General features: G+C 57.9%; 21 protein-coding genes. 15 read left to right on the plus strand and 6 right to left on the minus strand.

Going from position 1 to position 22,550, the window contains the following annotated elements:
* Positions 1-10: 10 nt before the first annotated feature.
* Together tal and J8Z22_RS03345 are read right to left on the minus strand one after the other, a co-directional pair.
* On the minus strand, positions 11-967 hold the full coding sequence (gene tal / locus J8Z22_RS03340; RefSeq protein ID WP_028114164.1) for a transaldolase: 957 nt from the start codon (positions 965-967) through the stop codon (positions 11-13).
* A 126-nt stretch (positions 968-1,093) separates the two neighbouring features.
* Positions 1,094-2,113: an outer membrane beta-barrel protein gene (locus J8Z22_RS03345; RefSeq protein WP_252008760.1), complete on the minus strand. Its 1,020-nt coding sequence runs from the start codon at positions 2,111-2,113 to the stop codon at positions 1,094-1,096.
* A 509-nt stretch (positions 2,114-2,622) separates the two neighbouring features.
* Here J8Z22_RS03345 and J8Z22_RS03350 point away from each other — a divergent pair.
* Positions 2,623-4,077 (plus strand): sodium:alanine symporter family protein, encoded by a 1,455-nt coding sequence (locus J8Z22_RS03350; RefSeq protein WP_035416171.1) that lies wholly within the window; start codon positions 2,623-2,625, stop codon positions 4,075-4,077.
* Positions 4,078-4,193: 116 nt separating this feature from the next.
* Positions 4,194-4,967 (plus strand): peroxide stress protein YaaA, encoded by a 774-nt coding sequence (gene yaaA, locus J8Z22_RS03355; protein ID WP_028114162.1) that lies wholly within the window; start codon positions 4,194-4,196, stop codon positions 4,965-4,967.
* A 52-nt stretch (positions 4,968-5,019) separates the two neighbouring features.
* On the opposite strand, the gene J8Z22_RS03360 is transcribed toward yaaA, so the two are convergent.
* Positions 5,020-6,414: a M20/M25/M40 family metallo-hydrolase gene (locus J8Z22_RS03360; protein WP_252008762.1), complete on the minus strand. Its 1,395-nt coding sequence runs from the start codon at positions 6,412-6,414 to the stop codon at positions 5,020-5,022.
* A gap of 131 nt (positions 6,415-6,545) precedes the next feature.
* Positions 6,546-6,806: a 30S ribosomal protein S20 gene (gene rpsT, locus J8Z22_RS03365; RefSeq protein ID WP_028114160.1), complete on the minus strand. Its 261-nt coding sequence runs from the start codon at positions 6,804-6,806 to the stop codon at positions 6,546-6,548.
* 263 nt (positions 6,807-7,069) lie between these two features.
* Here rpsT and murJ point away from each other — a divergent pair, with 263 nt between their 5' ends.
* From murJ to J8Z22_RS03430, 12 genes are all read left to right on the plus strand, one after another.
* Positions 7,070-8,626 carry a murein biosynthesis integral membrane protein MurJ gene (gene murJ, locus J8Z22_RS03370; RefSeq protein WP_252008764.1) on the plus strand — a complete coding sequence of 519 codons (1,557 nt, stop codon included), beginning with the start codon at positions 7,070-7,072 and terminating at the stop codon, positions 8,624-8,626.
* Positions 8,627-8,694: 68 nt separating this feature from the next.
* On the plus strand, positions 8,695-9,624 hold the full coding sequence (ribF, locus tag J8Z22_RS03375; RefSeq protein WP_028114158.1) for a bifunctional riboflavin kinase/FAD synthetase: 930 nt from the start codon (positions 8,695-8,697) through the stop codon (positions 9,622-9,624).
* Between the two features lie 33 nt (positions 9,625-9,657).
* The gene (gene ileS / locus J8Z22_RS03380; RefSeq protein WP_252008766.1) at positions 9,658-12,480 is read left to right on the plus strand and encodes an isoleucine--tRNA ligase; all 2,823 of its coding nucleotides are present in this window, start codon (positions 9,658-9,660) and stop codon (positions 12,478-12,480) included.
* 10 nt (positions 12,481-12,490) lie between these two features.
* A complete protein-coding gene (gene lspA / locus J8Z22_RS03385) occupies positions 12,491-12,991 on the plus strand; it encodes a signal peptidase II (protein ID WP_028114156.1) in 501 nt (166 codons plus the stop codon).
* Entirely contained in the window at positions 12,988-13,434 is a 447-nt protein-coding gene (fkpB, locus tag J8Z22_RS03390; protein WP_028114155.1) for an FKBP-type peptidyl-prolyl cis-trans isomerase, read from the plus strand. The genes lspA and fkpB overlap by 4 nt, the downstream gene beginning before the upstream one ends.
* Positions 13,435-13,436: 2 nt before the next feature.
* Positions 13,437-14,366, plus strand: coding sequence for a 4-hydroxy-3-methylbut-2-enyl diphosphate reductase (ispH, locus tag J8Z22_RS03395; RefSeq protein ID WP_028114154.1), 930 nt, complete (start codon positions 13,437-13,439; stop codon positions 14,364-14,366).
* A gap of 106 nt (positions 14,367-14,472) precedes the next feature.
* Complete coding sequence (gene pilV, locus J8Z22_RS03400; protein WP_252008768.1) at positions 14,473-15,027, plus strand: type IV pilus modification protein PilV; 555 nt, start codon at positions 14,473-14,475, stop codon at positions 15,025-15,027.
* Positions 15,024-15,980: a PilW family protein gene (locus tag J8Z22_RS03405; RefSeq protein ID WP_252008770.1), complete on the plus strand. Its 957-nt coding sequence runs from the start codon at positions 15,024-15,026 to the stop codon at positions 15,978-15,980. The genes pilV and J8Z22_RS03405 overlap by 4 nt, the downstream gene beginning before the upstream one ends.
* A complete protein-coding gene (locus tag J8Z22_RS03410) occupies positions 15,977-16,417 on the plus strand; it encodes a pilus assembly protein PilX (protein ID WP_156897092.1) in 441 nt (146 codons plus the stop codon). Before J8Z22_RS03405 ends, J8Z22_RS03410 begins: the two co-directional genes overlap by 4 nt.
* A 1-nt stretch (position 16,418) precedes the next feature.
* Positions 16,419-20,066: a pilus assembly protein gene (locus J8Z22_RS03415; protein WP_252008772.1), complete on the plus strand. Its 3,648-nt coding sequence runs from the start codon at positions 16,419-16,421 to the stop codon at positions 20,064-20,066.
* On the plus strand, positions 20,066-20,458 hold the full coding sequence (locus J8Z22_RS03425) for a type IV pilin protein (protein ID WP_305881813.1): 393 nt from the start codon (positions 20,066-20,068) through the stop codon (positions 20,456-20,458). Before J8Z22_RS03415 ends, J8Z22_RS03425 begins: the two co-directional genes overlap by 1 nt.
* The gene (locus tag J8Z22_RS03430) at positions 20,458-20,733 is read left to right on the plus strand and encodes a TapY2 family type IVa secretion system protein (RefSeq protein ID WP_252010444.1); all 276 of its coding nucleotides are present in this window, start codon (positions 20,458-20,460) and stop codon (positions 20,731-20,733) included. Before J8Z22_RS03425 ends, J8Z22_RS03430 begins: the two co-directional genes overlap by 1 nt.
* A 4-nt stretch (positions 20,734-20,737) precedes the next feature.
* On the opposite strand, the gene J8Z22_RS03435 is transcribed toward J8Z22_RS03430, so the two are convergent.
* Positions 20,738-21,262, minus strand: coding sequence for a GspH/FimT family pseudopilin (locus J8Z22_RS03435; RefSeq protein WP_252008776.1), 525 nt, complete (start codon positions 21,260-21,262; stop codon positions 20,738-20,740).
* A 121-nt stretch (positions 21,263-21,383) separates the two neighbouring features.
* Between J8Z22_RS03435 and J8Z22_RS03440 the strand changes: the two genes are divergently transcribed.
* Positions 21,384-21,722 carry a P-II family nitrogen regulator gene (locus J8Z22_RS03440; RefSeq protein ID WP_028114147.1) on the plus strand — a complete coding sequence of 113 codons (339 nt, stop codon included), beginning with the start codon at positions 21,384-21,386 and terminating at the stop codon, positions 21,720-21,722.
* A gap of 53 nt (positions 21,723-21,775) precedes the next feature.
* Here the strand turns inward: J8Z22_RS03440 and J8Z22_RS03445 are convergent, their stop codons facing one another.
* Positions 21,776-22,537: an outer membrane protein assembly factor BamD gene (locus tag J8Z22_RS03445; RefSeq protein WP_028114146.1), complete on the minus strand. Its 762-nt coding sequence runs from the start codon at positions 22,535-22,537 to the stop codon at positions 21,776-21,778.
* Positions 22,538-22,550 lie beyond the last annotated feature (13 nt).

The following is a 22,550-nucleotide window of genomic DNA, read 5'->3' on the forward strand; positions in this document are numbered from 1 at the left end:
AGGGCGTGAATCAGCCCGCCAGACGCTCAGTCAGCATCGCTTCCAGCTTGTTCTGATCGATGGCAAAGTTGCGAATGCCTTCAGACAGCTTTTCGGTGGCCATGGCATCCTGGTTCATCTGCCAGCGGAACTCGGCCTCGGTGATGGGGGCCGGGCGGGCTTCCAGCTCGCCGCTGTAGCTGAGCTTGCGGCTGACCGGTGCTGAGCTTTGCTCCAGCTCTTCCAGCAAGCCCGGGCCGATGGTCAGGCGATCGCAGCCCGCCAGGGCCAGAATCTCACCGGTGTTGCGGAAGCTGGCACCCATGACCACGGTTTGGTAGCCATGACGTTTATAGTAGTCGTAGATGGCGCTGACCGAAACGACGCCCGGATCGGTGTCGGCGCTGTAAGATTCGCCGGTCTTGGCTTTGTACCAGTCGAGAATGCGGCCGACGAAAGGAGAGATTAGGAACACCCCGGCTTCGGCACAGGCACGGGCCTGGGCAAACCCAAATAGCAGCGTCAGGTTGCAGTTAATGCCCTGCTCCTCGAGGTGGCGGGCGGCTTGAATCCCTTCCCAGGTCGAAGCCAGTTTGATCAGGATGCGATCATTACTGATACCAGCTTCGTTATACAGGCGCATCAGCTTATTGGCCTTTTCGATCGAGCCTTTGCTGTCAAAGGAGAGACGAGCGTCCACTTCGGTGGAGATGCGTCCGGGAACGATCTTGAGAATCTCCAGACCGATGTTGACCGCAAGTTTGTCGGCGGCGTCTTCCAGTTGCTGGTCGGCGTCGTTGCTCTGCGCCTTGGCCCAGGCTACCGCATCTTCAATTAATGGTGCGTACTCAGGGATCTGCGCCGCTTTTAGAATCAGCGACGGGTTGGTGGTCGCGTCTTCAGGCTGGTAACGCTTGATCGCTTCGATGTCACCGGTATCCGCGACGATCGTCGTCAGCGCTTTTAATTGAGATAGAGCATTGGCCATAGGTGTTATTTCCATTACAACTGGGTGGGCGGACAGGCCCACCATTAAATGCGATTTTGTACTAATTGCCAACAATAAAGTAAGAAAATTACAGTAAGCCAGCCCGAAGGCTGGCCTGAGGCGATCTTATTTGTCGTCAATTCTGATAACCACTTTGCGGTCGGGCCGGTTTACAGCCGCGGCCGCATTGTCGGCACCCTGGCTGTCTACCTGCATGCGCTGGCTGTCTATCTGCCAGCGCTCGGCAAAGTAATCGGCGACGGCGTTGGCACGCCGAATCCCCAGTCTTTGATTGTAATCCACATTACCACTTTTATCTGCATGGCCGACAATAGTGGCAGTAAAATCGGGATATTGGCTCAGGAATTCGCCGATTGTATCGAGTTTGCCGGCTTCATCCTGTTCCAGAGTGTCGGAATCCAGGCCAAAATAGACCGCCTCTGCTGCCGGCAGGCTCGGGGCGACCACTGAGGCAACCACCGGAGGTTGCGGCTCGGGAGCCAGCGCCGGCGCCGGTGGTGGTGGCGGCGGCGGTGTCATGGAGCGCGCCTGCTGCTGTTTACCGAAGCGATAGCTGAGTTCAAGGCCGTAATAATCGGCACTGACGGTATTGAAGCGGTTGCTGATCTCCATCTCATGATAATGTCGGTATTTCGCGGCCAGCTTCAGGTTGTCGGTCAGGTGATAAGCAAACCCGACGCCATAATAGGGAGAAACATCGTCGTCGTCCTGAGACGGGGCCTGCTCCGGTGTGATTTCCAGGGTATACCAGTAGCCGCCGACTTCGGCATTGATGTCAAAGCGCTCGGTCAGCGGGTAGTTGCCCACCAGTCCCAGGCTGATGCCATCAGCCTCGGTTCGACGACCGGTCTGAGTGGATTGCCAGTTGGCTTCCCCCAGGTTGTCGTATCCCAGTTCCAGTCCGACATAGTCGTTAAACAGGTAACCGGCGAACAGGTCGTAGGCGAAGTCGGTGTCATCACAATCCGTGGTCTGGCCATAGGTTTTCGGACAGACTCCGGCGTAGTTGGATTGCCCCAAGCCAAACCCCAGATACCAGGGTTGCAGGTTAGCCTGGGCTGGCATAACCGCCAGGCCGGCCAGTAGCAGAGCGACAGGGCTCAGCGTGTGTGTTCTAGTCATCATCTAACTCCAGATTTTCCCTTATCTACAGGACTAGTTTTGCGAATTCGTACCATTAGGGTACGAACTCTATTAACAGTAGCTCTCCCAGGCGTAATCGCCAGTGATTTCTTGTGGTTTTTGTGATTGTTTTTCGCCATTTTGCAGCCACTTACGCTGAATTAAATTGAAATGGCCGAGTTTGACTCCCATTCGATGTTGTAACTAAATCGGGTGGCAATCTTGTTGGGGCGTTGTTTGCTTTTGGTGTGTTAAGTGTGGAGGGTCTGTTGCGCCACTGATAGGGCTGTGTTGCGTTGTGATCCTGGTCACGCGAATTTTCCGGAAACCTATGCTACTGTGCCGCTCCATCGCCTAAACCATTGTGGAAAAAATACCCAGTGGCTCAATCAATAACTACCTTATAAAAAGGGCGATAAGGCCATGAAAGGCCGCCATTTGGTTACGGAAAGATCCATTCATAGTGAGCCGTTCGCTATCGGACCGGCTAAACGACAAAGAAGAATTCCAATATGACTATTACAGCAGTTGCGGGTGCGTCTGCCCTGGAAGCCGTGAACGACGTTCTGGCTACAGCCACAGGCGCCATCAACTCGATATTGTGGAACCACATCCTTATCTACCTGTTGGTATTTGCCGGCCTGTTCTTCACCGTGCGGTTGGGGTTCATCCAGTTCCGCCGTCTGGGGCATGGGTTTCACTCGGTGTTCCATGGTCGTGAGACCGAGCACGGCATCTCCTCGTTCCAGGTGTTTTGTACCTCCATGGCTGCCCGAGTGGGCACCGGTAATATGGCGGGCATCGCGGTGGCCATCGTCGGTGGCGGTCCGGGTGCCATCTTCTGGATGTGGGTCATTGCCTTGCTAGGCATGTCCACGGCCTTTATCGAGGCCACCCTGGCTCAGCTGTTTAAGGTTGAGGACGAGGACGGCTTCTATCGCGGTGGACCAGCCTTCTACATGGAGAAGGGTCTGGGTCAACGCTGGATGGGGATCCTGTTCTCTATCTTCCTGATCATCGCCTTTGGTTTCGTGTTTAACGCCGTACAGGCCAACACCATCGCCGGTGCCATCGGTGGCGCCTTCGGCATCGACACCATGGTGCTGGGTGTGATTATGGTGGTGGCGACCGGCCTGATCATCGTTGGCGGCCTTAAGAAAGTGGCGCACGCTTCGGAGATCATTGTGCCCATCATGGCTGTGGTTTACCTGGCGGTCGCCCTGGTAGTGGTGCTGATGAACCTGGGCAAGGTGCCTGAGGCGCTGGGACTGATCATCGACAGTGCCTTCGGCCTGGAGCAGTTTGCCGGCGGTGCCCTGGGGGCCCTGATCATCGGTGCCAAGCGAGGGTTGTTCTCTAACGAAGCGGGTATGGGTTCTGCGGCCAGTGTGGCCGCCAGTGCCAACCCGAATCCTAAGCACCCGGCGTCTCAGGGCTTCATTCAGATGACCGGTGTCTTTGTTGATACCATCGTTATCTGTACCGCTTCGGCGGCCATCATCCTGTTGTCCGGCGTGCTGGATAACCCAGGTGATGCCTCTGGCATCGGTCTGCTGCAACTGGCTCTGACCAACGAGCTGGGCGGCTGGGCCAGCTATTTCATCGCCTTTGCCATTATTCTGTTCAGCTTCAGCTCCATCATTGCCAACTACAGCTATGCCGAGAACAACATCATGTTCCTCAATGGCAACACCAAAAAGGGGTTGATGCTGTTCCGTCTGGCGGTGTTGGCGATGGTGATGTTTGGCGCCATGGCGAAGGTGGCCGTAGTCTGGGATATGGCGGACGCTTCCATGGGACTGATGGCGGTGGTGAACATCGTGGCGATTCTGGCGCTGTCCGGGCTGGCGATCAAGCTGGCGAAAGATTACGTCGACCAACTGGATGCCGGCAAAACCCCGAGCTTTGATCCGGCCCGCTTCCCTGAGCTTAAGGGTAAGCTGGAAAAAGGGGTGTGGGATAAGTAACCCCTGGCGATGATTTAGCGATTGTCACTATCGAAAACCACGCCTCAGGGCGTGGTTTTTTTGTGGCTGGCGCGTTGTTATAGTGAGGGCTGACAAATTGAATATGGATGGGCCCTATGCTGGCGGTTATTTCTCCTGCGAAAAATTTGGATTTTGAGTCTCAGGCCCCGAGTGATGGCTACAGCGAGGCGGAGTTGCTGGATGAGGCCGAGGCGCTGATTGAGGTGTGCCGCAAGCTGACGCCGGCGGATCTGGCGTCGCTGATGAAGCTGAGCGACAAGCTGGCTGGTCTGAATGTGGCTCGGTTTCAGCAGTGGCAGCGCCCCTTTACCGCGGACAATGCCAAACAGGCGATTTTTGCCTTTAATGGCGATGTTTATACCGGTTTCGATGCCGCCTCCTTGAGTGAGCAGGAACTGGCTTACACCCAGTCTCATCTGCGCATCTTGTCTGGATTGTATGGAGTACTGAAACCGCTGGATCGGATGCAGGCCTATCGGTTGGAGATGGGCACTAAGCTGGCTAATCCTCGTGGCAAGGACCTCTATGCTTTCTGGGGCAGTACCATTACCGATGCTCTGAACCGAACCCTGGCGGGAATGGACTCTCAAGTTGTGGTGAACCTGGCCTCCAATGAGTACTTCAAGGCGGTTAAACCGGCGTTGCTGAATGCTCAGGTGGTGACGCCGGTGTTTAAGGACTTTAAGAATGGCCAGTATAAAATCATCAGCTTCTATGCCAAGAAGGCGCGGGGCATGATGGCGCGTTTTATGGCGAGAGAGCAGGTGACTGAGTTGCAGCAACTGGAGGGCTTTAGCGAGGGTGGCTACCGCTTCAGTGCCGAGCAATCCGATGCCAACACCCTGGTTTTTTTGCGAGACCAGGTGTAGCCGCGACAAGGTTATAGAAAAAGGGGCCTCAGGCCCCTTTTTTTGTGGTTGCTTACTCGACCGGAGGTATCGGCCGCAGTGGCTGCTGGGCATTGGCCATCAGCCAGGCATAGAGGGTATAGACGGCGGTGCTTTGACGCAGCGCCTCTGGATCCACCTTGTCCAGGGTGTCGTCGGCGGTATGGTGAAAATCGAAGTAGTCGGTGCCATCCAGCGCCAGTCCGGCCACCGGGACCCCGGCTTCGGGCAGGATGGAGACGTCCGGCCCGCCCCAGGAGGTGTTGCCACCGCGAGCGACGCCCAAGGGGGCCAGCAGCGTTGCCACCTGATCCATCATCGGCAGGGCGCTGTCATTGACGCGGCTGTCGAGGCGGTAGATCGGGCCGGCGCCAAAGTCCGCTTCGGCGGCGATGTAGAATTTGTCCAGCTCCTGTTGATGGGCGGCCTTGTAGGCCTTGGCACCCACCAGACCGACCTCTTCGGCGGCAAACAGGACCACCCGAATGGTGCGCTGGGGCCGCTTACCCCGCTCCAGAATGTGTTTGGCGGCCGCGGTGACAATGGCGACGCCGGCACCGTCGTCCAGTGCGCCGGTGCCTTCATCCCAGGAGTCCAGGTGCGCCCCGATCAGCACAATCTCGTCGGGGTAGTGACTGCCGGTGATCTCGGCAATGACGTTGTACGAGGTCTGAGGGCCGCGATCTTCGCTGCCCAATTGCAGATTCACCCGGACCGGTTGCGAGCGTTTGAGCATTCGAGCCAGTTGATCGGCATCGGGGTTGGAGAGGGCGGCGGCGGGGATCTGGGTGACGCCGTCGGCGTAACGCATCATGCCGGTGTGGGCGAAGCGATGGCTGTCGGTGCCGACGCTGCGCAACATCATGGCGACGGCACCTTTACGGGCGGCTTCGACCGCGCCTTTTCCCCGGGCTTTGACCACCGGGCCATAGCCTCGTCCATCGCGGTAGCGCTCCATCTTGTTGTCGATGAACACGATTTTTCCCTCGACGTCGGCTCGCGGCGCGTCTATGAGCTGCTGCAGATCGGCAAAGGCCACCACATCGGCTTCGACACCGGCGGTTGGGGTGCCGATGGAGTTGCCCAGGGCGCTGATCACCAGCGGTTGCGGAAACGGCGCGGTAATGCTGGCCTTGGCGTGGCCGCGATGCCAATGGGGAACGGTGACCGGCTCGGCGTAGACCCGATCGAAACCCAGCTCATTCAGGGTCTGCTTGGCCCAGGCCACGGCCCGCTTGTCGCCGTCGGTTCCCGGAAGGCGGGGCCCAACCTCGGTGGTGAGGGACTCCAGAATCTGCCAGGATTGGTGGCTGACCATCGCATGATGGCGAAGCTCCTCGGTGTGCTGCAGCACAGAATCGGAGAATGGGGTGGCGAGGGCGGTCTGGGCGGCCAGCAGGGCGGCAGACAGGGTCAGCGTCAGGCGCATGGGGTTCCTTGTAATCAGTGTTCCTTGGCCGGGCAATGTATCAAAAAAACCGCATCATGGGCAGGAGAGGCAAATCGGAGGTAAAAAAAAACCGGCCAAGGCCGGTTTTTACATCACAACAATCGAAACTCTTACAGAGCTTTGATTTGAGCAGCCATACGGCTCTTGTGACGGGCAGCTTTATTCTTGTGAATAAGGCCTTTAGTCGCCATGCGATCCAGGATCGGCATAACGGCATTAAATGCTTCGGTAGCGGCAGCTTTATCACCAGCGGCGATAGCAGCTACAGTTTTCTTCAGATAGGTGCGCAACATGGAGCGACGGCTAGCATTGTGCTGGCGACGCTTCTCAGATTGAATTGCACGCTTCTTAGCAGACTTGATGTTAGCCAAGGCAAACTCCTAAAAGACGGTGCTGTCGTATTTTCAAAGGCCGTGGAAAATACCGCTTTTATGGGGTAATGTCAATCTTACCGCACAAATAAGCGTCATCAAAATTCGGAGAAACTCCGAAGTTTGGCTTTCTTCCGGCCAACTAGTTTAAGATGGGGCGCAATTCTAGCAGCATTTTTTGTCGGGCAACAGGGGCGTGAGGTGATATTTATTAGCATCACCGAGGATTCGTCGAGCCCGTCTCAGGTTAAGAGCAGATTTCATTGAGTAAACAGTTATTGCGTTCCGGGGCTGTGGTCAGCGCCATGACCCTGATTTCCCGCGTGCTCGGCTTGGTTCGCGACGTGGTCGTGGCGAATCTGATGGGGGCCGGAGCCGCCGCCGACGTTTTTTTTCTGGCCAATAAAATTCCCAATTTTCTGCGTCGCCTGTTTGCTGAAGGGGCCTTCGCCCAGGCCTTTGTGCCGGTATTGACCGAGTATCGCCAGCAGGGCAGTGAGGATCAGGTGCGGCAGTTGATCGCCAAGGTCAGTGGCACCCTGGGCACCATAGTGACCCTGGTTACCCTGGTGGGGGTGGTGGCGTCCCCGGTTCTGGCGGCGCTGTTTGGCACCGGTTGGTTTGTGGCCTGGGTCAATGGCGAGCCGGACGGCGCCAAGTTTGAGATGGCCAGCCTGATGTTGAAGATCACCTTCCCCTATCTGTGGTTCATCACCTTTACCGCCTTGTCCGGGGCGATTCTGAATACCATTGGGAAATTTGCGGTCGCGGCCTTTACCCCGGTGTTCCTCAATGTGGCCATCATCGGCTGCGCCCTGTATCTGGCTCCGCAGTTGGCCCAGCCGGAGTTGGCGCTGGCGTGGGGGGTGTTCCTCGGTGGTTTGATTCAGTTTGTGTTTCAGTTGCCGTTTCTGCTGCGGGCCAAGGTGTTGGTGCGTCCCAGTTGGGGCTGGCATGACCCCGGGGTCACCAAGATTCGTACCTTAATGATACCGGCGATGTTCGGGGTGTCGGTGAGCCAGATCAACCTGCTGTTCGATACCCTGATCGCCAGTTTCCTGATGACCGGCTCCATCAGTTGGCTGTATTACTCCGACCGGCTGCTTGAGTTTCCTCTCGGCCTGTTTGGCATCGCCATTGCCACTGTGATCCTGCCGGCCCTGTCCCGTAAGCACGTCGACGCCAGTAGCCATGGTTTCGCCTCGACCATGGACTGGGGCATTCGCAGCGTGGTGGTGCTGGGGGTGCCGGCGGCGCTGGGGTTGATTGCCCTGGCCCAGCCGATGTTGATGGTGCTGTTTATGCGCGGCGAATTCAGTGTCTACGACAGCCAGATGGCGGCGGCCAGCTTGATGGCTTATGGCAGCGGTCTGCTTAGCTTTATGCTGGTGAAAGTGCTGGCACCCGGCTACTACTCGCGTCAGGATACCAAGACCCCGGTGCGTTACGGCATCATCGCCATGGTCAGTAACATGGGGTTCAATCTGCTGCTGGCCATCCCCTTCGGTTACGTGGGGTTGGCGATGGCAACCGCGGCGTCGGCGACACTCAATGCGCTGCTGCTGTATCGCGGCCTCAAGCGTCAGGGGGTGTTTGAACTGAGCGGCTCGACCTGGGGGTTTTTGATTCGGGTGCTGGTGGCCGGGGTGATCATGGCGGTCAGCGTGGCCTGGCTGTCTCCGGTTGAAGCGGCGTGGGTGGCGATGGAGTTTGTTACCCGCGCCCTGACTCTGGCGGCCTTGATCGGCGCCGGAGTGGTGGTGTATCTGCTGACGCTGTTAGTGATGGGGATCCGGCCGCGGGATTTGCGTGCAGTTTGAATGCTGATTCTGGCGCCACTCTGAGGTATAATCCGGCGATTTTCGACAGTAAAAGCCCAAGCAGGACTATGGAGCTCATCCGCGGTACACACAATCTGCGCCCGAAGCATCGCCGGTGCGTATTGACCATTGGCAATTTTGATGGCGTTCACCTGGGCCATGCTGAGGTAATTAAGTCTTTGGTTGCCAAAGGCAAAAGCATGAACCTTCCGGTAACGGTGATGCTGTTTGAGCCTCAACCTCAGGAGCATTTTGCCGGCGATAGGGCTCCGGCCCGGATCAGTTTATTGCGAGACAAGTTGCGGCGATTGCAGGCACTGGGGGTGGAGCGGGTACTGTGTGTCAGCTTTAACCGTCGTTTTGCCGAGCTCAGCAGCGAGCAGTTTATCGAGCAGTTGCTGGTGCAAAAGCTGGACGTTAAATACCTGGTGGTCGGCGACGATTTCTGTTTTGGAAAGGGTCGAAAGGGCAGCTTTGATACCCTGGCGGCGGCCGGTCAGCGGCATGGTTTTGACGTGGTTCCGACCGCCAGCTTTAAACTGGCGAGTCAACGAGTCAGCTCAACACTGATTCGTCAGGCGCTGCAGCAGGGGAACCTGACTCTGGCCAACCAGATGTTAGGCTACCCGTACCAGATCACCGGTCGCATTGCCCACGGCCGCAAACTGGGGCGCACCATCGGCTTCCCGACGGCGAACATCCTTATGAAACGTAAGGTGGCGCCGGTGAGCGGGGTGTTTGCGGTGCAGGCCATCGACTCTCAGGGGCATCGATACCCTGGGGTGGCCAATGTCGGCGTTCGGCCGACGGTGGCGGGCAACCGCTGCCAGCTGGAGGTTCACCTGTTCGATTACGAGGGTGATCTGTATGGCGAACACATGCAGGTGCTGTTGATAGAGCACCTGCGACAAGAGCGGGCATTTGAGTCATTGGATGCCCTGAAGAATCAGATTTTCAAGGATGCGGAGCAGGCTCGACGCCTGCTGTCTGTGTCTTAACAGCTTTTAGCCTGAGTAATGGTGAAAGGATCAATGAGCGACTATAAATCAACGCTAAACCTGCCGGAAACCGATTTCCCGATGCGAGGCAACCTGGCCAAGCGGGAACCGGAAATGTTGAAACAGTGGGACGAGAAAGCGCTTTATAAAGCGATTCGTGCCAGCCGTCAGGGAGCGAAGCCATTCATTTTGCATGATGGCCCTCCGTACGCCAACGGCGACATCCACATTGGTCACTCAGTCAACAAGATTCTGAAAGACATTATTATCAAGTCCAAGACTCTGGCGGGCTTTGATGCGCCCTATGTGCCGGGTTGGGACTGCCATGGTCTGCCAATTGAGCTGAAGGTTGAAGGTAAGGTGGGTAAGCCGGGGCAGAAGATCTCTGCCGCCGAGTTCCGCCAGAAATGCCGTGAGTATGCCCATAAGCAGGTAGACGGTCAGAAAGCCGACTTTATTCGCCTGGGGGTACTGGGTGAGTGGGACAAGCCTTACCTGACTATGGATTATGGCACCGAAGCGGAGATCATCCGCTCGTTGGCTAAGATCATCGACAACGGCCACCTGCACAAAGGCGCTAAGCCGGTGCACTGGTGTACCGATTGTGGCTCGGCACTGGCGGAAGCGGAAGTGGAGTATGAGGATAAGACCTCTCCCTCCATCGACGTGCGTTTCTCGGCCGTGGATGCCAAGTTGGTGGAAGACAAGTTTGACTGCGCCGAAGGTCACACTGGTCACGGTCCGTTGTCGGTGGTGATCTGGACCACGACTCCCTGGACCCTGCCTGCCAACCGTGCCGTATGTTTGCACGCCGATCTGCAGTACGCCCTGGTACAGGTAGAAGGTGAGCACCCAGAGCGACTGATTCTGGCGGCGGACCTGGTGAAAGATGTGATGGATCGTGCCGGCATCGAGCAATTCCATAACCTGGGCTTCTGCCAGGGTAAGGACCTGGAACTGCAGCAGTTTAACCATCCCTTCTATGAGATGACGGTTCCGGCGATCCTGGGTGATCACGTGACCACCGAATCCGGTACCGGTGCGGTGCATACCGCCCCTGGCCACGGTCAGGAAGACTTTGTGGTGGGCAACAAGTACAACCTGGAAGTGGCTAACCCTGTGGGCAACAACGGCGTTTATCTGCCGGATACCCCGCTGTTTGCCGGCCAGCACGTCTTTAAAGCCAATGATGCGGTGGTTGAGGTATTGAAGGACAAGGGGGCGCTGCTGCACCACGAAGCGTTCCGTCACTCCTACCCGCACTGCTGGCGCCATAAGACGCCAATCATTTTCCGCGCGACCCCACAGTGGTTCATCTCCATGGACCAGGCCAAGCTGCGTGAACGCTCCCTGGAAGAGATCAAAGACGTTCAGTGGATCCCGGACTGGGGACAGAGCCGCATCGAAGGCATGGTCGCCGGCCGCCCTGACTGGTGCATCTCTCGCCAGCGTACCTGGGGCGTACCCATCGCCCTGTTCGTTCACAACGAAACTCAGGCCTTGCACCCGAACTCGGTTGCCCTGATGAATCTGGTGGCGGACCGAGTGGCCGAAGCCGGCATTCAGGCCTGGTGGGATCTGGACGCCAGTGAGTTGCTGGGCGAGGAAGCCGATCAGTACCACAAGGTCCTGGACACCCTGGATGTGTGGTTTGACTCCGGGTCGACTCACGCCTCGGTGGTGGATGCGCGCCCCGAATTCCAAGGTGCCGAAGCCGACCTGTACCTTGAGGGTTCGGATCAGCATCGTGGTTGGTTCATGTCCAGCCTGATGACCGGCGTTGCCATTAAGGACAAGGCCCCCTACAAGCAGGTGCTGACCCATGGCTTCACCGTGGATGGCAAGGGCCGCAAGATGTCCAAGTCCATCGGTAACGTCATCAGCCCGCAGCAGGTGGTGAACAAGCTGGGTGCCGACATTCTGCGCCTGTGGGTCGCTTCCACCGACTATACCGGTGAGATGACGGTTTCCGATGAGATCCTCAAGCGCAGCGCCGATGCCTATCGTCGTATTCGCAACACCTCTCGCTTCCTGCTAGCCAACATGAGTGGCTTTGAGCCGTCTCGGGACATGGTCGAGCTGGATGAGATGGTGGCATTGGACCGCTGGTTGGTGGGTCGGGCTTATCAGCTGCAGCAGGAGATTGTGACTGCCTACGAGGAGTACAACTTCCTGGCGGTAACTCAGAAGCTGATGCGTTTCTGCTCCATCGAGCTGGGCAGCTTCTATCTGGACATCATTAAGGACCGTCAGTACACCGCTAAGGCCGATGGCCTGGCGCGTCGCTCTTGCCAGTCGGCGCTGTACCTGATCACCGAGGCCATGGTGCGCTGGATGGCGCCGATCATGAGCTTTACCGCCGATGAGATTTGGCAACTGATGCCAGGTGAGCGCAGCGAATTTGTGTTTACCCAGGTGTGGTTCGATGGCCTGGCGCCTATGACCGACAATGCTGCTCTGACCGATGCTGAGTGGCAGATGTTGGTGGAGGTGTTGGCCGAACTCAATAAGGCGTTGGAACAGGCCAAAGCCGATGGCGTTAAAAACCGCCTGGAAGCCGACGTTACCCTGTACGCCGATGGCGAGCTGAAAGCTTTGCTGGACCGTCTGGGAGATGAGTTGCGCTTTGCCATGATCACCTCCAACGTGACTGTTGCCCCGCTGAGCGATGCGGGTGATGCCGCCGACACTGAGTTGGCTGGCCTGAAGGTGAAACTGGTGAAGACCGAAGCGGCGAAATGTGAGCGTTGCTGGCACCACCGTGAAGAAGTGGGCACACTGGAGGCTCACCCAACACTGTGCAGCCGCTGCGTGACCAACGTTGACGGCGAAGGCGAAAGCCGACAGTTTGCATAACGGAGAGATGATGCCACAGTCATGGAGTCAAAGCGGCCTGCGGTGGATGTGGGTCGCGGTGGTGGCGCTGGTGCTGGATCAGGCTACGAAGTTGGCGGTGATCGCCAACTTCCAGTTGTTTGAAAGCATCCCGCTGATCCCGTACCTGAACCTCACCTATGTGCATAACACCGGTGCGGCGTTCAGCTTCCTGGCGGAAGCCGGTGGTTGGCAGCGCTGGGCCTTTGCCGGTTTTGCCTTGGTGGTGACCATCGCCCTGACGGTGATGATGCGTCGCCAGGCCCACTCGCTGTGGCGCTTGAATCTGTCTTATGCGCTGATCATTGGCGGGGCCATCGGTAATGTTATCGACCGCCTGGCCTATGGTTATGTTGTCGATTTTATTGATTTTTATGTCGGTGCCTGGCACTGGCCTGCATTTAACATTGCTGACAGTGCCATCTGCGTCGGAGCGGTTTTGATGATCCTCGACAGCTTGCTGGATGGTCGTCGGCCCAAGGAGGCCTCATGAGCCAGTTAACCATTGGCAGTGACAGCCAGGTGTTTGTGCATTTTGATGTGGAACTGCCGGACGGTACGGTGGCGGACAGCACCCGGGCCCACGGCAAACCGGCGCGACTGACTCTGGGGGATGGCAGCCTCAGTGGCGCCTTCGAGGCCGCCATCAAGGGGATGGAGAAGGGGGAGAAGCGTCGCTTCTCGCTGGATCCGCAACACGCCTTTGGTGAACGCAACCCAGATAACATTCATCACCTGGACCGGGCTCAGTTTGCCGCTGACGCCGATCTCAGTGAAGGCACCATCATGGCGTTTGATACGCCGGACGGCAATCAGGTTCCCGGGGTGATTCGGGAACTGGCCGGTGATTCGGTGACTGTGGATTTTAATCATCCATTGGCGGGCCAGACGGTAATTTTCGATCTGGAAGTGCTGGACATCGTAATTAAGGACTGATTATGCAGATTCGACTGGCAAACCCACGAGGCTTTTGTGCCGGCGTTGATCGCGCCATCAGCATTGTCGAACGTGCGCTGGAGTTGTTTGAGCCGCCGATCTACGTGCGTCACGAAGTGGTGCACAACCGCTACGTGGTGGACAGCCTGCGCCAGCGTGGGGCGGTGTTTGTGGACGAGTTGCACGAAGTGCCGGACAACAGCATTGTGATCTTCAGTGCCCACGGCGTATCTCAGGCGGTCCGTAAGGAAGCCGATGCCCGTGGACTAAAGGTGTTTGATGCCACTTGTCCACTGGTGACCAAGGTGCATATGCAGGTCACCCGTGCCAGCCGTAAGGGGCAGGAGTGTGTCCTTATCGGTCATGCCGGTCACCCTGAAGTGGAAGGCACCATGGGCCAGTACAGCAACGACAGTGGCGGCATCTATCTGGTGGAATCTCCGCAAGATGTGGCCAATATGTCGGTACAGGATCCGGACAACCTGCATTTCGTGACTCAGACTACCCTGTCGGTGGACGATACTGCCGAGGTGATCGATGCCCTGCGTGCTCGTTTCCCTTCCATTGCCGGTCCTCGCAAGGACGACATCTGCTACGCCACCCAGAACCGTCAGGATGCGGTGAGGGAGTTGGCGTCCCGTTGCGATTTGGTGTTGGTGGTGGGATCGAAAAATTCCTCCAATTCCAATCGTCTGCGCGAACTGGCGGAGAAATCAGGGGCCCGGGCCTATCTGGTCGATGGTGCCGATGACATCAATCCCCAGTGGCTGAGTGAGGTGACCACCATTGGGGTGACTGCCGGTGCTTCGGCCCCGGAAGTGTTGGTGAAAGGGGTGGTGACCGAGCTGCAGAATCTCGGTGCTGCCGACGTCGAGGAAGCGACAGGCCGAGAAGAAAACATTGTTTTTCAAGTTCCTATTGAACTGAGATAAGCCTGTTCCCAGAAGTTATAAGAAAGCGCTGCCCATCTGGGTGGCGCTTTTTTTTGCCTGTCTTAAGCTTTAATGACACGGAACGTACGGCAGCCACAAGGATGTTATGGCCAGTCATACTCAATGGGGTGTCACCCTGGTTGAGGTGTTGGTGTCGGTGGTGGTACTGGCGGTAGGCCTATTGGGTACCCTGCAACTCCACATCGTCGCTAAACGCAGCAGCTTTCAGTCTTTTCAGCATGCCCGCGCCATGAACATGGCGGCCGATGCATTGGAGCGCATGCGTCTTAATCCCACTCAACTCGCCGCCTATCAGGGCCACTACGGTGTGGCACTGCTTCCACAACCCGACGTTTCCTGCTTAGCAGATACCAGTGCCATTATTCCTTGCAACGCCGAGCAGATGCGGCAGTGGGATCGGTTTCAGTGGCAGCAGGGGCTGTTGAGTGTGGCCGAGGCCAGTGGGGAGGGAAATCGCAAGCTGGCTCAGGTGGTGGGATGTATCCATATTGACGGCAATCGAGTCGGGGTGGTGGTCAGTTGGCAGGGTCTGCAGCAGGGGGTGGATGCGGTGACTGAGGCCGATGGCTGGCGATTCGAATGTGGTGTGCCAACGGCGCGACGGCGACAGGTCTACCTGGACTCGATGGTGATTCCATGAGCAGGGTCAAGGGACTGACGTTGGTTGAGCTGCTGATCGCCATGGTGCTGGGGGTGTTTGTCCTCTCTGCCGTTTTTGGGGTATTTGTCAGCTCCTCCATTTCGGTGACCTCCACCGGCCAATACAACCAGATTCAGGAATCGGCACGCCTGGCGTTGCGGCTGATGAGTGATGATCTGTCTCAGGCGGGGTTTTATGCCGGGCTAACCGGGACCTCTCTGACCACCCGCAATGTGAGTGTCGATGCGGTGGTGAATAACGACTGCGTCGGTCTGGGGGAGAACAATGCCAGTGTTCCCGCTGACCGAGGGCATTTTCGGACCATCTGGAGTTACCGCCAGAGTGCGGTGCCTTCGATGGATTGCACTCAGCAGGCGCTGTTGGGCAGCCACGTGCTGCAGGTGAAGCGGCTACTGGGTCCGAATGTGGCGGCAACGGCGTTGAGTGAAAACCGTTACTACCTGGTGAGCAATCATGCTCAGGCCAGGTTGTTTGCCGGCAATCAACCGGCTCCCGTTCTGGTGCAGGGACGTTACTGGCAGTGGCAACACAGGGTTTATTACGTCGAGCGTCGTGACGATGGCATGCCGGTTCTGAAGTGGCGTCAACTCTATGTGAATGGCGGCATGGTGGAGGAGGAGTTGGTTGAGGGGGTTGAGATGTTGCAGTTTCTCTTCGCTGTGGACAGCCTGGGCGACGGTCGGGTGGACAGCTATATAACGGCGTCTGCCATGAGTGAAGCACAGTGGGATGGCGTTGTAGAGGTACTGGCAGTGACGGTGTATCTGGTGGTGCGGGCGGCCAATGATGATCAGGGTGGCATCAGCGACGGCAGGTTGCGGTTGACCTTGCCCGACGGGGTGGTTTCTTATGACGACGGCATTCCTCGGCGCCTGTTTTCTACCACGGTGATGGTGCGAAATGCGGCACTGGTGGCCGAGGGGGCAGGATGAGACCAGAGCGGGGAGCGGTGCTGATCGTCAGTTCGTTGTTGTTACTGGTATTGATGGTGATCGCCCTGGCCCTGACCGGAGCCAGCCGCAACGTGATTCAGGCCGAAGTGGCCAGCGCGGCTCGAAGCCAGGTGCTGCAGCAACTGCATGGGGCTTTGGATGGTTTTATCGAGCGTCAGCGTCTGGCCAGGGCCGACAGCCTGTTGCTGACCAACAGCGCTGAGGTCAGTGAGGTCGACGCGGTGTTTGGGGCACAGCACGGTGTCAGCTTTATTACCGAAGGGCCGTGTCAGCGGCAGCAGGCGGCTGATGCCGGCAGCCATTTCGTTTGCCGCATCAACCAGGTGAGTTCCAGCAAGCGTTATGGAAAGGGGGAGCGCGGTCAGCAGAGCATCACTACCGGGGTTCAGCAGCAGGTTTTGGTGGTGGGGAATTAGCATGAGAGCACTCTCGATGGCACTGATGATCTGGGCGACCTGGGCAGGGGCGGATGACACCGAGCTGTATGTCTATGGGGGAACCGTCGCCAGTGACAGTCGCCCCCAGGTGTTGATCATCTTTGATAACTCCGGTTCGATGTCCACCGAAGAGGAGGAGGCGCCGCCACCGTTTGATGCGAATCAGGACTACAGTGGTGGCCTGGATCAGGGGCGGCTGTTTTACGTGCGCGGGCAGTTAAATGGCAACCTGCCGGATCCGGACCGCGGCGATGAGTACCGTTATTTCCCTGCCACCATGAACGGTTGTAGCAGTAGCCTGATACCGGAGTCGGACTCGGGACTCAGTATCTTGCAACACAATGGCTATTACACCGACGTGGTGCTCAGTTTTCGCCGCGGCGGTCGGGCCGACCGCGACTGGAAGTGGCGCCCAATGCCGGCGAGCCTGAAAAAGGCCCACAATCAAGGCAGTCTCAGCCAGTTGGGGTTTGATTGTCTGCAGGATTTGCGGGATCGGTTGACGGTGAATGCGGTCAGTCACCCTCAAGGAGCGTTCTCCCAACCCGGGTTTCCCCGGAATCTTGACCAGGCTCAGCCCTACGATGGCAGCGATAATTCGCTGTCGGCGGCGCAATTGGTTGCCGCTGCCGATGCTTCACTGTCGCAGACCGGCTTTGCCAGCGGCGACAGCGTTACCCTGTTTACAGAGAACTACCTCTATTATCGAAAAACCGCCGTGCCGGTGGTTCGCAGCCGCCTGGCCATTGCCAAGGACACCATCACCGACATCGTGCAGAGCACCCCGGGGGTGGATTTCGGTCTGGCGGTGTTTAATGGTAACGGCAGTGACGACGGGTTGCTCAGCGGTAGCCATGGCGGTCGTTTGCTCAGCGCCATTCAACCGATGACGCCTTCGAGCAAAGCCAGCCTGATGAGTACCATCAATGGTCTGACGGCCAGCACCTGGACGCCACTGTGTGAAACTTTGTTTGAGGCGTATCGCTATTTCAGTGGCGGCGAGGTGCTGTTTGGGGGGACGGTGCCGGTGTTTGGGGTACCCTTTGCGGATTCCGGTCGGTATCTGAGCCCCTTTGTCACCTGTCAGCCTCAGGCTTATGTGGTGCTGATTACCGACGGTTCACCCACGAAAGACGAGGCGGCCAACGCAGTTCTGAGAGCCGAACTGGGGATCGGTGTGTCGGAGCGGGTGTCGGTGTACGATCCTTACCGCACTCTGGGGTACGGAGACTGGGCCGACAGCTACCTGCCGGCGGTGGCCGAGCATCTGTACAGTCAGGACATCAATGCCGTCGCTTCGGGGCGTCAGAGTGTGGTGACTTACACCATCGGTTTTTCCCAGGATGCCATCGACAGTGCCGGGGCGCTGCTGGCGGAGACCGCCCGTCGCGGCGGCGGCGAGTATTTTGCTGCCGCCGATGCGCTATCACTGCAGAATGCGCTGCAGCGGGTGTTTTCCGAAATTCTGGCTGTGGACGCCAGTTTCACTTCGCCGTCGATTGCCGCCAACAGTTTTGATCGCACTCAGACACTGGACTCGGTGTACTACTCCATGTTTCTGCCCTCGGACCGGCCGCGTTGGGCGGGAAATCTGAAGAAGCTGCGCATTCTTGGTTCGGGACAGGTGGTCGATGCCAGAGGGGAGGCCGCCATCGATGTCGGCGGCAATATTGCCGAGACAGCCTGTACGTATTGGACCTCGGCGGCCACCTGTGCCCTGGCCAGCAGCGGTGGCGATGGCAATTCGGTGATGGAGGGGGGGGCGCTGGAAGCGATGCAAACTCAGTTGCAACGGCGGGTTCTCACCGAGCCGGCCAGCGTCACCGGGACCTTGGTCGCACTGTCACAGAGCAGCCTGGAGCAGCGTGCCGGTGGTCAGGAATCCCTGCTGGCGGATTTAGGTGGCATTGACCTTGCCAGCCTGGGTGACTGGGTGCGTTGGTTGCAGGGGGAGGATGTGGACGATGAGGATGAGGATGGCCTCAGCGGTGAACGTCGTGAAGATCTGATGGGGGATCCACTGCACTCCAAGCCGTTGGCGATTCATTACGGCGGCGACAAAGGGGTGCGTATTCTGGTGGGAACCAATGCCGGTGCCCTGCACATGTTTGAAGATGGCGGTGCCACCATCACCGAAAGCTGGAGCTATCGGCCCTATCGATTTACCGGTCAGACCCCCTTGCTGAGGCATAACCCGCAAACCGGCGGTCACAGTGTCTACGGGGTCGACGGTCCGCCGGTGGCCTGGATCGTGGATCTGGATGCCGACGGGGACATCGACGCCGATCAGGGTGACAAGGTGTGGGTGTATTTCGGTTTGCGTCGGGGCGGACGGGCCTATTACGGCCTGGATCTCAGTAACCCGGACCAACCCCGGTTGATGTGGGTGAAAAGCGCTCAGGATTCAGGGTTGGCAGTGCTGGGACAAACCTGGTCCGAGCCGGTATTGACTCGAATACCGGACTATCCTCTGGGTAACCTGAGTGCTGCTGCCGCTCGGCCGGTGCTGATTGTCGGAGCCGGCTACGACAGCAACAAAGACGCCAACGGCGTGGGGACGGCGGATTCGGTTGGTACCGGCGTGCTGATTCTGGATGCCGAGACCGGTGAACCGGTGCATCAGTTTGTTAATCAGACGGCGTCGGCGTTGGTAACACCGGTGCCGTTCAGTGACAGCGTCGCCGCCAGGGTGGCGATTCTGGATAGCAATGGCGATGGGCTGACTGACCGCATCTACGCGGCCGATACCGGGGGGGCGGTGTGGCGGCTGGATTTGCCTGGTACGCGAGCCGAACACCCCTGGAGCGGGTTTCGGTTTGCCAATCTGGGCGGGGACACGGCGCACAGCGATCGCCGCTTCACCCATGAGGTCAGTGTGGCCCAAACCAAGATGACGCTCAAGGAAACCGAAATCGTCACCGAAGGTGGTCAGACTCATACCCGGGTCATCCGTACCGATCTGCCCTACGATGCGGTGGTGATCGGCAGCGGCAACCGTGCCCACCCCAATGCCATTTCGACTCAGGACTACCTGTTCGTGCTGCGAGATCCTCACCTGTATCCGGCCAGTTTTGATGGTGGCAGTGGTGATGGTCACAGACCGGTTCCGGCAGCAATAACTGTGGCGGAACTGTTTGATGTCAGCAGTGATCCGGTCGGCGCCGCCACCGATGATGACAGCAGGCTGGTTCAGGAGGTGTTGTCCGGCAGCAAGAGGGGCTGGAAGTTAGCGCTGGCTCCGGGAGAGAAGTCGCTGTCGGCCGCCGTTATTCTTTCCGGCAACGCTTTCTTTACCACCTTTATGCCGGGAGAACCTGGCGCTGCCAATGCCTGCCTGAGTGCGGGCCAAGGACGGCTGTACGTGCTGAACCTGCATCATGGCATCAACCGCTACCAACACCGGTACATTGAGCTAGGGGCGCGCCTGCCGGACACGCCACAGATCGTGATACCCCCGCCGGAGGATCCCGATGACCCGAGTTGGAACCCTAAGGTCTATCTGGTGGGCGTGGGGCGGGGATTCAACTTGAGCCAGGATGGCATTGAATTGACCGACAGCGGCAGTGGCGATCCGGATAAGTCGTTGTTGCCAGTCTACATCTACTACTACTTGGGAGGGCAACCCTGATGAGGCTGTTGCGGGGTGTTACTCTGATTGAACTGATGCTGGTGGTGGCCATTGTCGGGCTGTTGATGGCCATGGCTCTGCCCTCCTACCAGATTCAGCTGGCGGCCGGATACCGGGCTGAGGCGTTGTCGGAATTGACCCGAATGGCGAACCTGCAGGAGCAATACTACATGGATAATCATACCTATGTGGCAGACATGACCCGGCTTGGGGCCAGCGCCGACCCTATGGTAACGCTCAGCGGCCGCTTTTCGGTGGATGCGGTGGAAGCCAGCGCCAATGGCTTCACTTTACAGGCGACGGCTCTGGGGGGGCAGGCACTGGCGGACAGTGAGTGTGCTGAATTGAAGCTGTCCGATGCCGGTGAACGCACGCCTGAGGGGTGTTGGTGATGAAGGGGGGGAGCATCTTGGTGTTGCTGATGCTGGCGTCCGGCAATGACGCTCGCCAGGAGCACAAGTGTTGGCTGCGGGACGAGGCGGGGCATCAGCGCATTGTCCATTATCAGTTGCGCCCGGCCCGGTTGGAACAACAGATGACCGGGCTGGCAGGCAGGCTGCTGGTTCAATCTGGTAATCGAATTGCACAGGTGATGGAGTGCGTGCCCTACAAGGGCAAGTTTCGCTCTCGCCAGGCCAGGGCGCTGGAACAGCTGACGCCGCGTTAGCTGGCTATTGGCAACTGACCGGAGTGGTGAGCGTATGGTGGCGAATGCGGCCGGTGCGGCTGATCACCACGGCGGTTAGGTGGCTGGCGCTGGCACTGTCCGGGCAGTAGTAGAAGGTGCCGTTCTGACCGGTAAAACCGGCTTCGTCAAAGCGGATGGCATTGACGTTGGCCGAGAACTTGATGGCGTCTCGGCTGGCAATGGCCGGTTGCTGTTTCAGGTGTTCGTCGTCATCGCCGTAGGTTTGCCAGGGCGGACTGTCGATGAAGATTCGATAGCCCTGATGCCATTGGCCGTCGCACTGGGAGGAGGGCGACAGCGGGCACAGGGTGACTGTGGCCTGATAGGCGATGGCCAGTTGACGGGCGTAGTTGAGATCCTGGTATAGGCTGGTCACCGCAGAGTGCGCCCGGCTGTTGGCGAGCAGTTGTTGCAAGGCCGGTACCCCGGTGGTCAGCAACAGGGTGGCAACGGCCAGCGTGATCATCAGTTCAATCAGGGTCAATCCATGATATTTGCAGCAAGGCATCGTTTCAGGCTTCCCTATCCTGATTTGAATCGCTTACACTTTCTGTCAGTTTAGCTGGCCTGATGGGCCCAGTTGTTTTTTTTGGGAAGCGGTGCTCCTGTTTAGCAAGGAATGACGGCAGATGAAGAAGATTGAAGCGATTATCAAGCCATTCAAACTGGATGATGTGCGTGAAGCCCTCGGTGAGATTGGAGTGAATGGCATGACGGTTCACGAAGTGAAAGGCTTTGGGCGTCAGAAGGGCCACACTGAGCTGTATCGCGGTGCGGAGTACATGGTGGACTTTCTGCCTAAGGTGAAGATTGATCTGGTCATTGCCGATGAGCTGGTGGATCAGGCGATCGAAGCGATTGTCGATACCTCACGTACCGGCAAGATTGGTGACGGTAAGATCTTTGTCACCGACGTCGAGCGGGTGATTCGCATCCGCACCGGTGAAGAAAACGAAGATGCCATTTGACGGTTCCATAAAAAAAGGCGCCTGTTCGGCGCCTTTTTTGTGTCTTAAGCACTCTACTCGGAGAACGTATTGTTCGGGTAGGTGGCTTTGAGCACTGTCAGCGTGTTCTGTTTCAGGGTTTCCTGTCCCAGCTCATGGTAGCTTTTGGCCATGATCTCCAAAGCTGGTTCGACGGCGGGCGTGCCCGCGTAGGTTTCGACAATCTGCTGAGCGCGGTTGGCAGCGGCTACCCAGGCCTCGATTTTGACGTAGTACTCGGCAACGCGAAGGGAGTATTCCGCCAGTCGGTTCTTAATGGCGATCATCCGCTGGCGCCCGTCGGCGGCGTAGCGGCTGTCCGGGAAGGTCTTGACCAGCTTCTCAAAGTCCTTGAATGCGGCCTTGGCATTTTCAGGGTCGCGATCGGTGCGATCGATGCTGAGCAGATCGTGGAACAGGTAGCTGTCCGCCTGCATATTGATGAGGCCGCGCATGTAGTAAACGTAATCGATGTCTTTATGGGTTGGGTTCAACCGAATAAAGCGATCCACATTAGCGAGAGCGCTGGCGGTGTCATCTAGTTTATAATAGGCGTAGATCAGGTCGAGCTGGACCTGAGTTTTGTAGGTGCCAAACGGATAACGAGAGTCCAGCGCTTCGAGGATTTTTGTTGCTTTGGAAAAGCTGCCGGCTTCCATCGCCTGGCGTGCATCCGTGTACAGGGCTTCTGGTGAGCGGTCTTCGATGACGTAGGTGTCGCTCTGCTTGGTGGAGCAACCGGCCATCATCAGGCTACTGGCCAGGACGAGTAGCAAAGGACCTGCTAGTTTGCGCATGTTATGAACCAAT

It is taken from the genome of Ferrimonas sp. SCSIO 43195 (genome assembly GCF_023716685.1).
Classification (GTDB): Bacteria; Pseudomonadota; Gammaproteobacteria; order Enterobacterales; family Shewanellaceae; genus Ferrimonas; species Ferrimonas kyonanensis.

What these genes read in the sequence shown, in the direction of transcription:
- tal (WP_028114164.1), bottom strand. Translation starts at nt 967, where the DNA reads ATGGCCAATGCTCTATCTCAATTAAAAGCGCTGACGACGATCGTCGCG.
- J8Z22_RS03345 (WP_252008760.1), bottom strand. Translation starts at nt 2,113, where the DNA reads ATGATGACTAGAACACACACGCTGAGCCCTGTCGCTCTGCTACTGGCC.
- J8Z22_RS03350 (WP_035416171.1), top strand. Translation starts at nt 2,623, where the DNA reads ATGACTATTACAGCAGTTGCGGGTGCGTCTGCCCTGGAAGCCGTGAAC.
- yaaA (WP_028114162.1), top strand. Translation starts at nt 4,194, where the DNA reads ATGCTGGCGGTTATTTCTCCTGCGAAAAATTTGGATTTTGAGTCTCAG.
- J8Z22_RS03360 (WP_252008762.1), bottom strand. Translation starts at nt 6,414, where the DNA reads ATGCGCCTGACGCTGACCCTGTCTGCCGCCCTGCTGGCCGCCCAGACC.
- ribF (WP_028114158.1), top strand. Translation starts at nt 8,695, where the DNA reads ATGGAGCTCATCCGCGGTACACACAATCTGCGCCCGAAGCATCGCCGG.
- ileS (WP_252008766.1), top strand. Translation starts at nt 9,658, where the DNA reads ATGAGCGACTATAAATCAACGCTAAACCTGCCGGAAACCGATTTCCCG.
- lspA (WP_028114156.1), top strand. Translation starts at nt 12,491, where the DNA reads ATGCCACAGTCATGGAGTCAAAGCGGCCTGCGGTGGATGTGGGTCGCG.
- fkpB (WP_028114155.1), top strand. Translation starts at nt 12,988, where the DNA reads ATGAGCCAGTTAACCATTGGCAGTGACAGCCAGGTGTTTGTGCATTTT.
- ispH (WP_028114154.1), top strand. Translation starts at nt 13,437, where the DNA reads ATGCAGATTCGACTGGCAAACCCACGAGGCTTTTGTGCCGGCGTTGAT.
- pilV (WP_252008768.1), top strand. Translation starts at nt 14,473, where the DNA reads ATGGCCAGTCATACTCAATGGGGTGTCACCCTGGTTGAGGTGTTGGTG.
- J8Z22_RS03405 (WP_252008770.1), top strand. Translation starts at nt 15,024, where the DNA reads ATGAGCAGGGTCAAGGGACTGACGTTGGTTGAGCTGCTGATCGCCATG.
- J8Z22_RS03410 (WP_156897092.1), top strand. Translation starts at nt 15,977, where the DNA reads ATGAGACCAGAGCGGGGAGCGGTGCTGATCGTCAGTTCGTTGTTGTTA.
- J8Z22_RS03415 (WP_252008772.1), top strand. Translation starts at nt 16,419, where the DNA reads ATGAGAGCACTCTCGATGGCACTGATGATCTGGGCGACCTGGGCAGGG.
- J8Z22_RS03425 (WP_305881813.1), top strand. Translation starts at nt 20,066, where the DNA reads ATGAGGCTGTTGCGGGGTGTTACTCTGATTGAACTGATGCTGGTGGTG.
- J8Z22_RS03430 (WP_252010444.1), top strand. Translation starts at nt 20,458, where the DNA reads ATGAAGGGGGGGAGCATCTTGGTGTTGCTGATGCTGGCGTCCGGCAAT.
- J8Z22_RS03435 (WP_252008776.1), bottom strand. Translation starts at nt 21,262, where the DNA reads ATGCCTTGCTGCAAATATCATGGATTGACCCTGATTGAACTGATGATC.
- J8Z22_RS03440 (WP_028114147.1), top strand. Translation starts at nt 21,384, where the DNA reads ATGAAGAAGATTGAAGCGATTATCAAGCCATTCAAACTGGATGATGTG.
- J8Z22_RS03445 (WP_028114146.1), bottom strand. Translation starts at nt 22,537, where the DNA reads ATGCGCAAACTAGCAGGTCCTTTGCTACTCGTCCTGGCCAGTAGCCTG.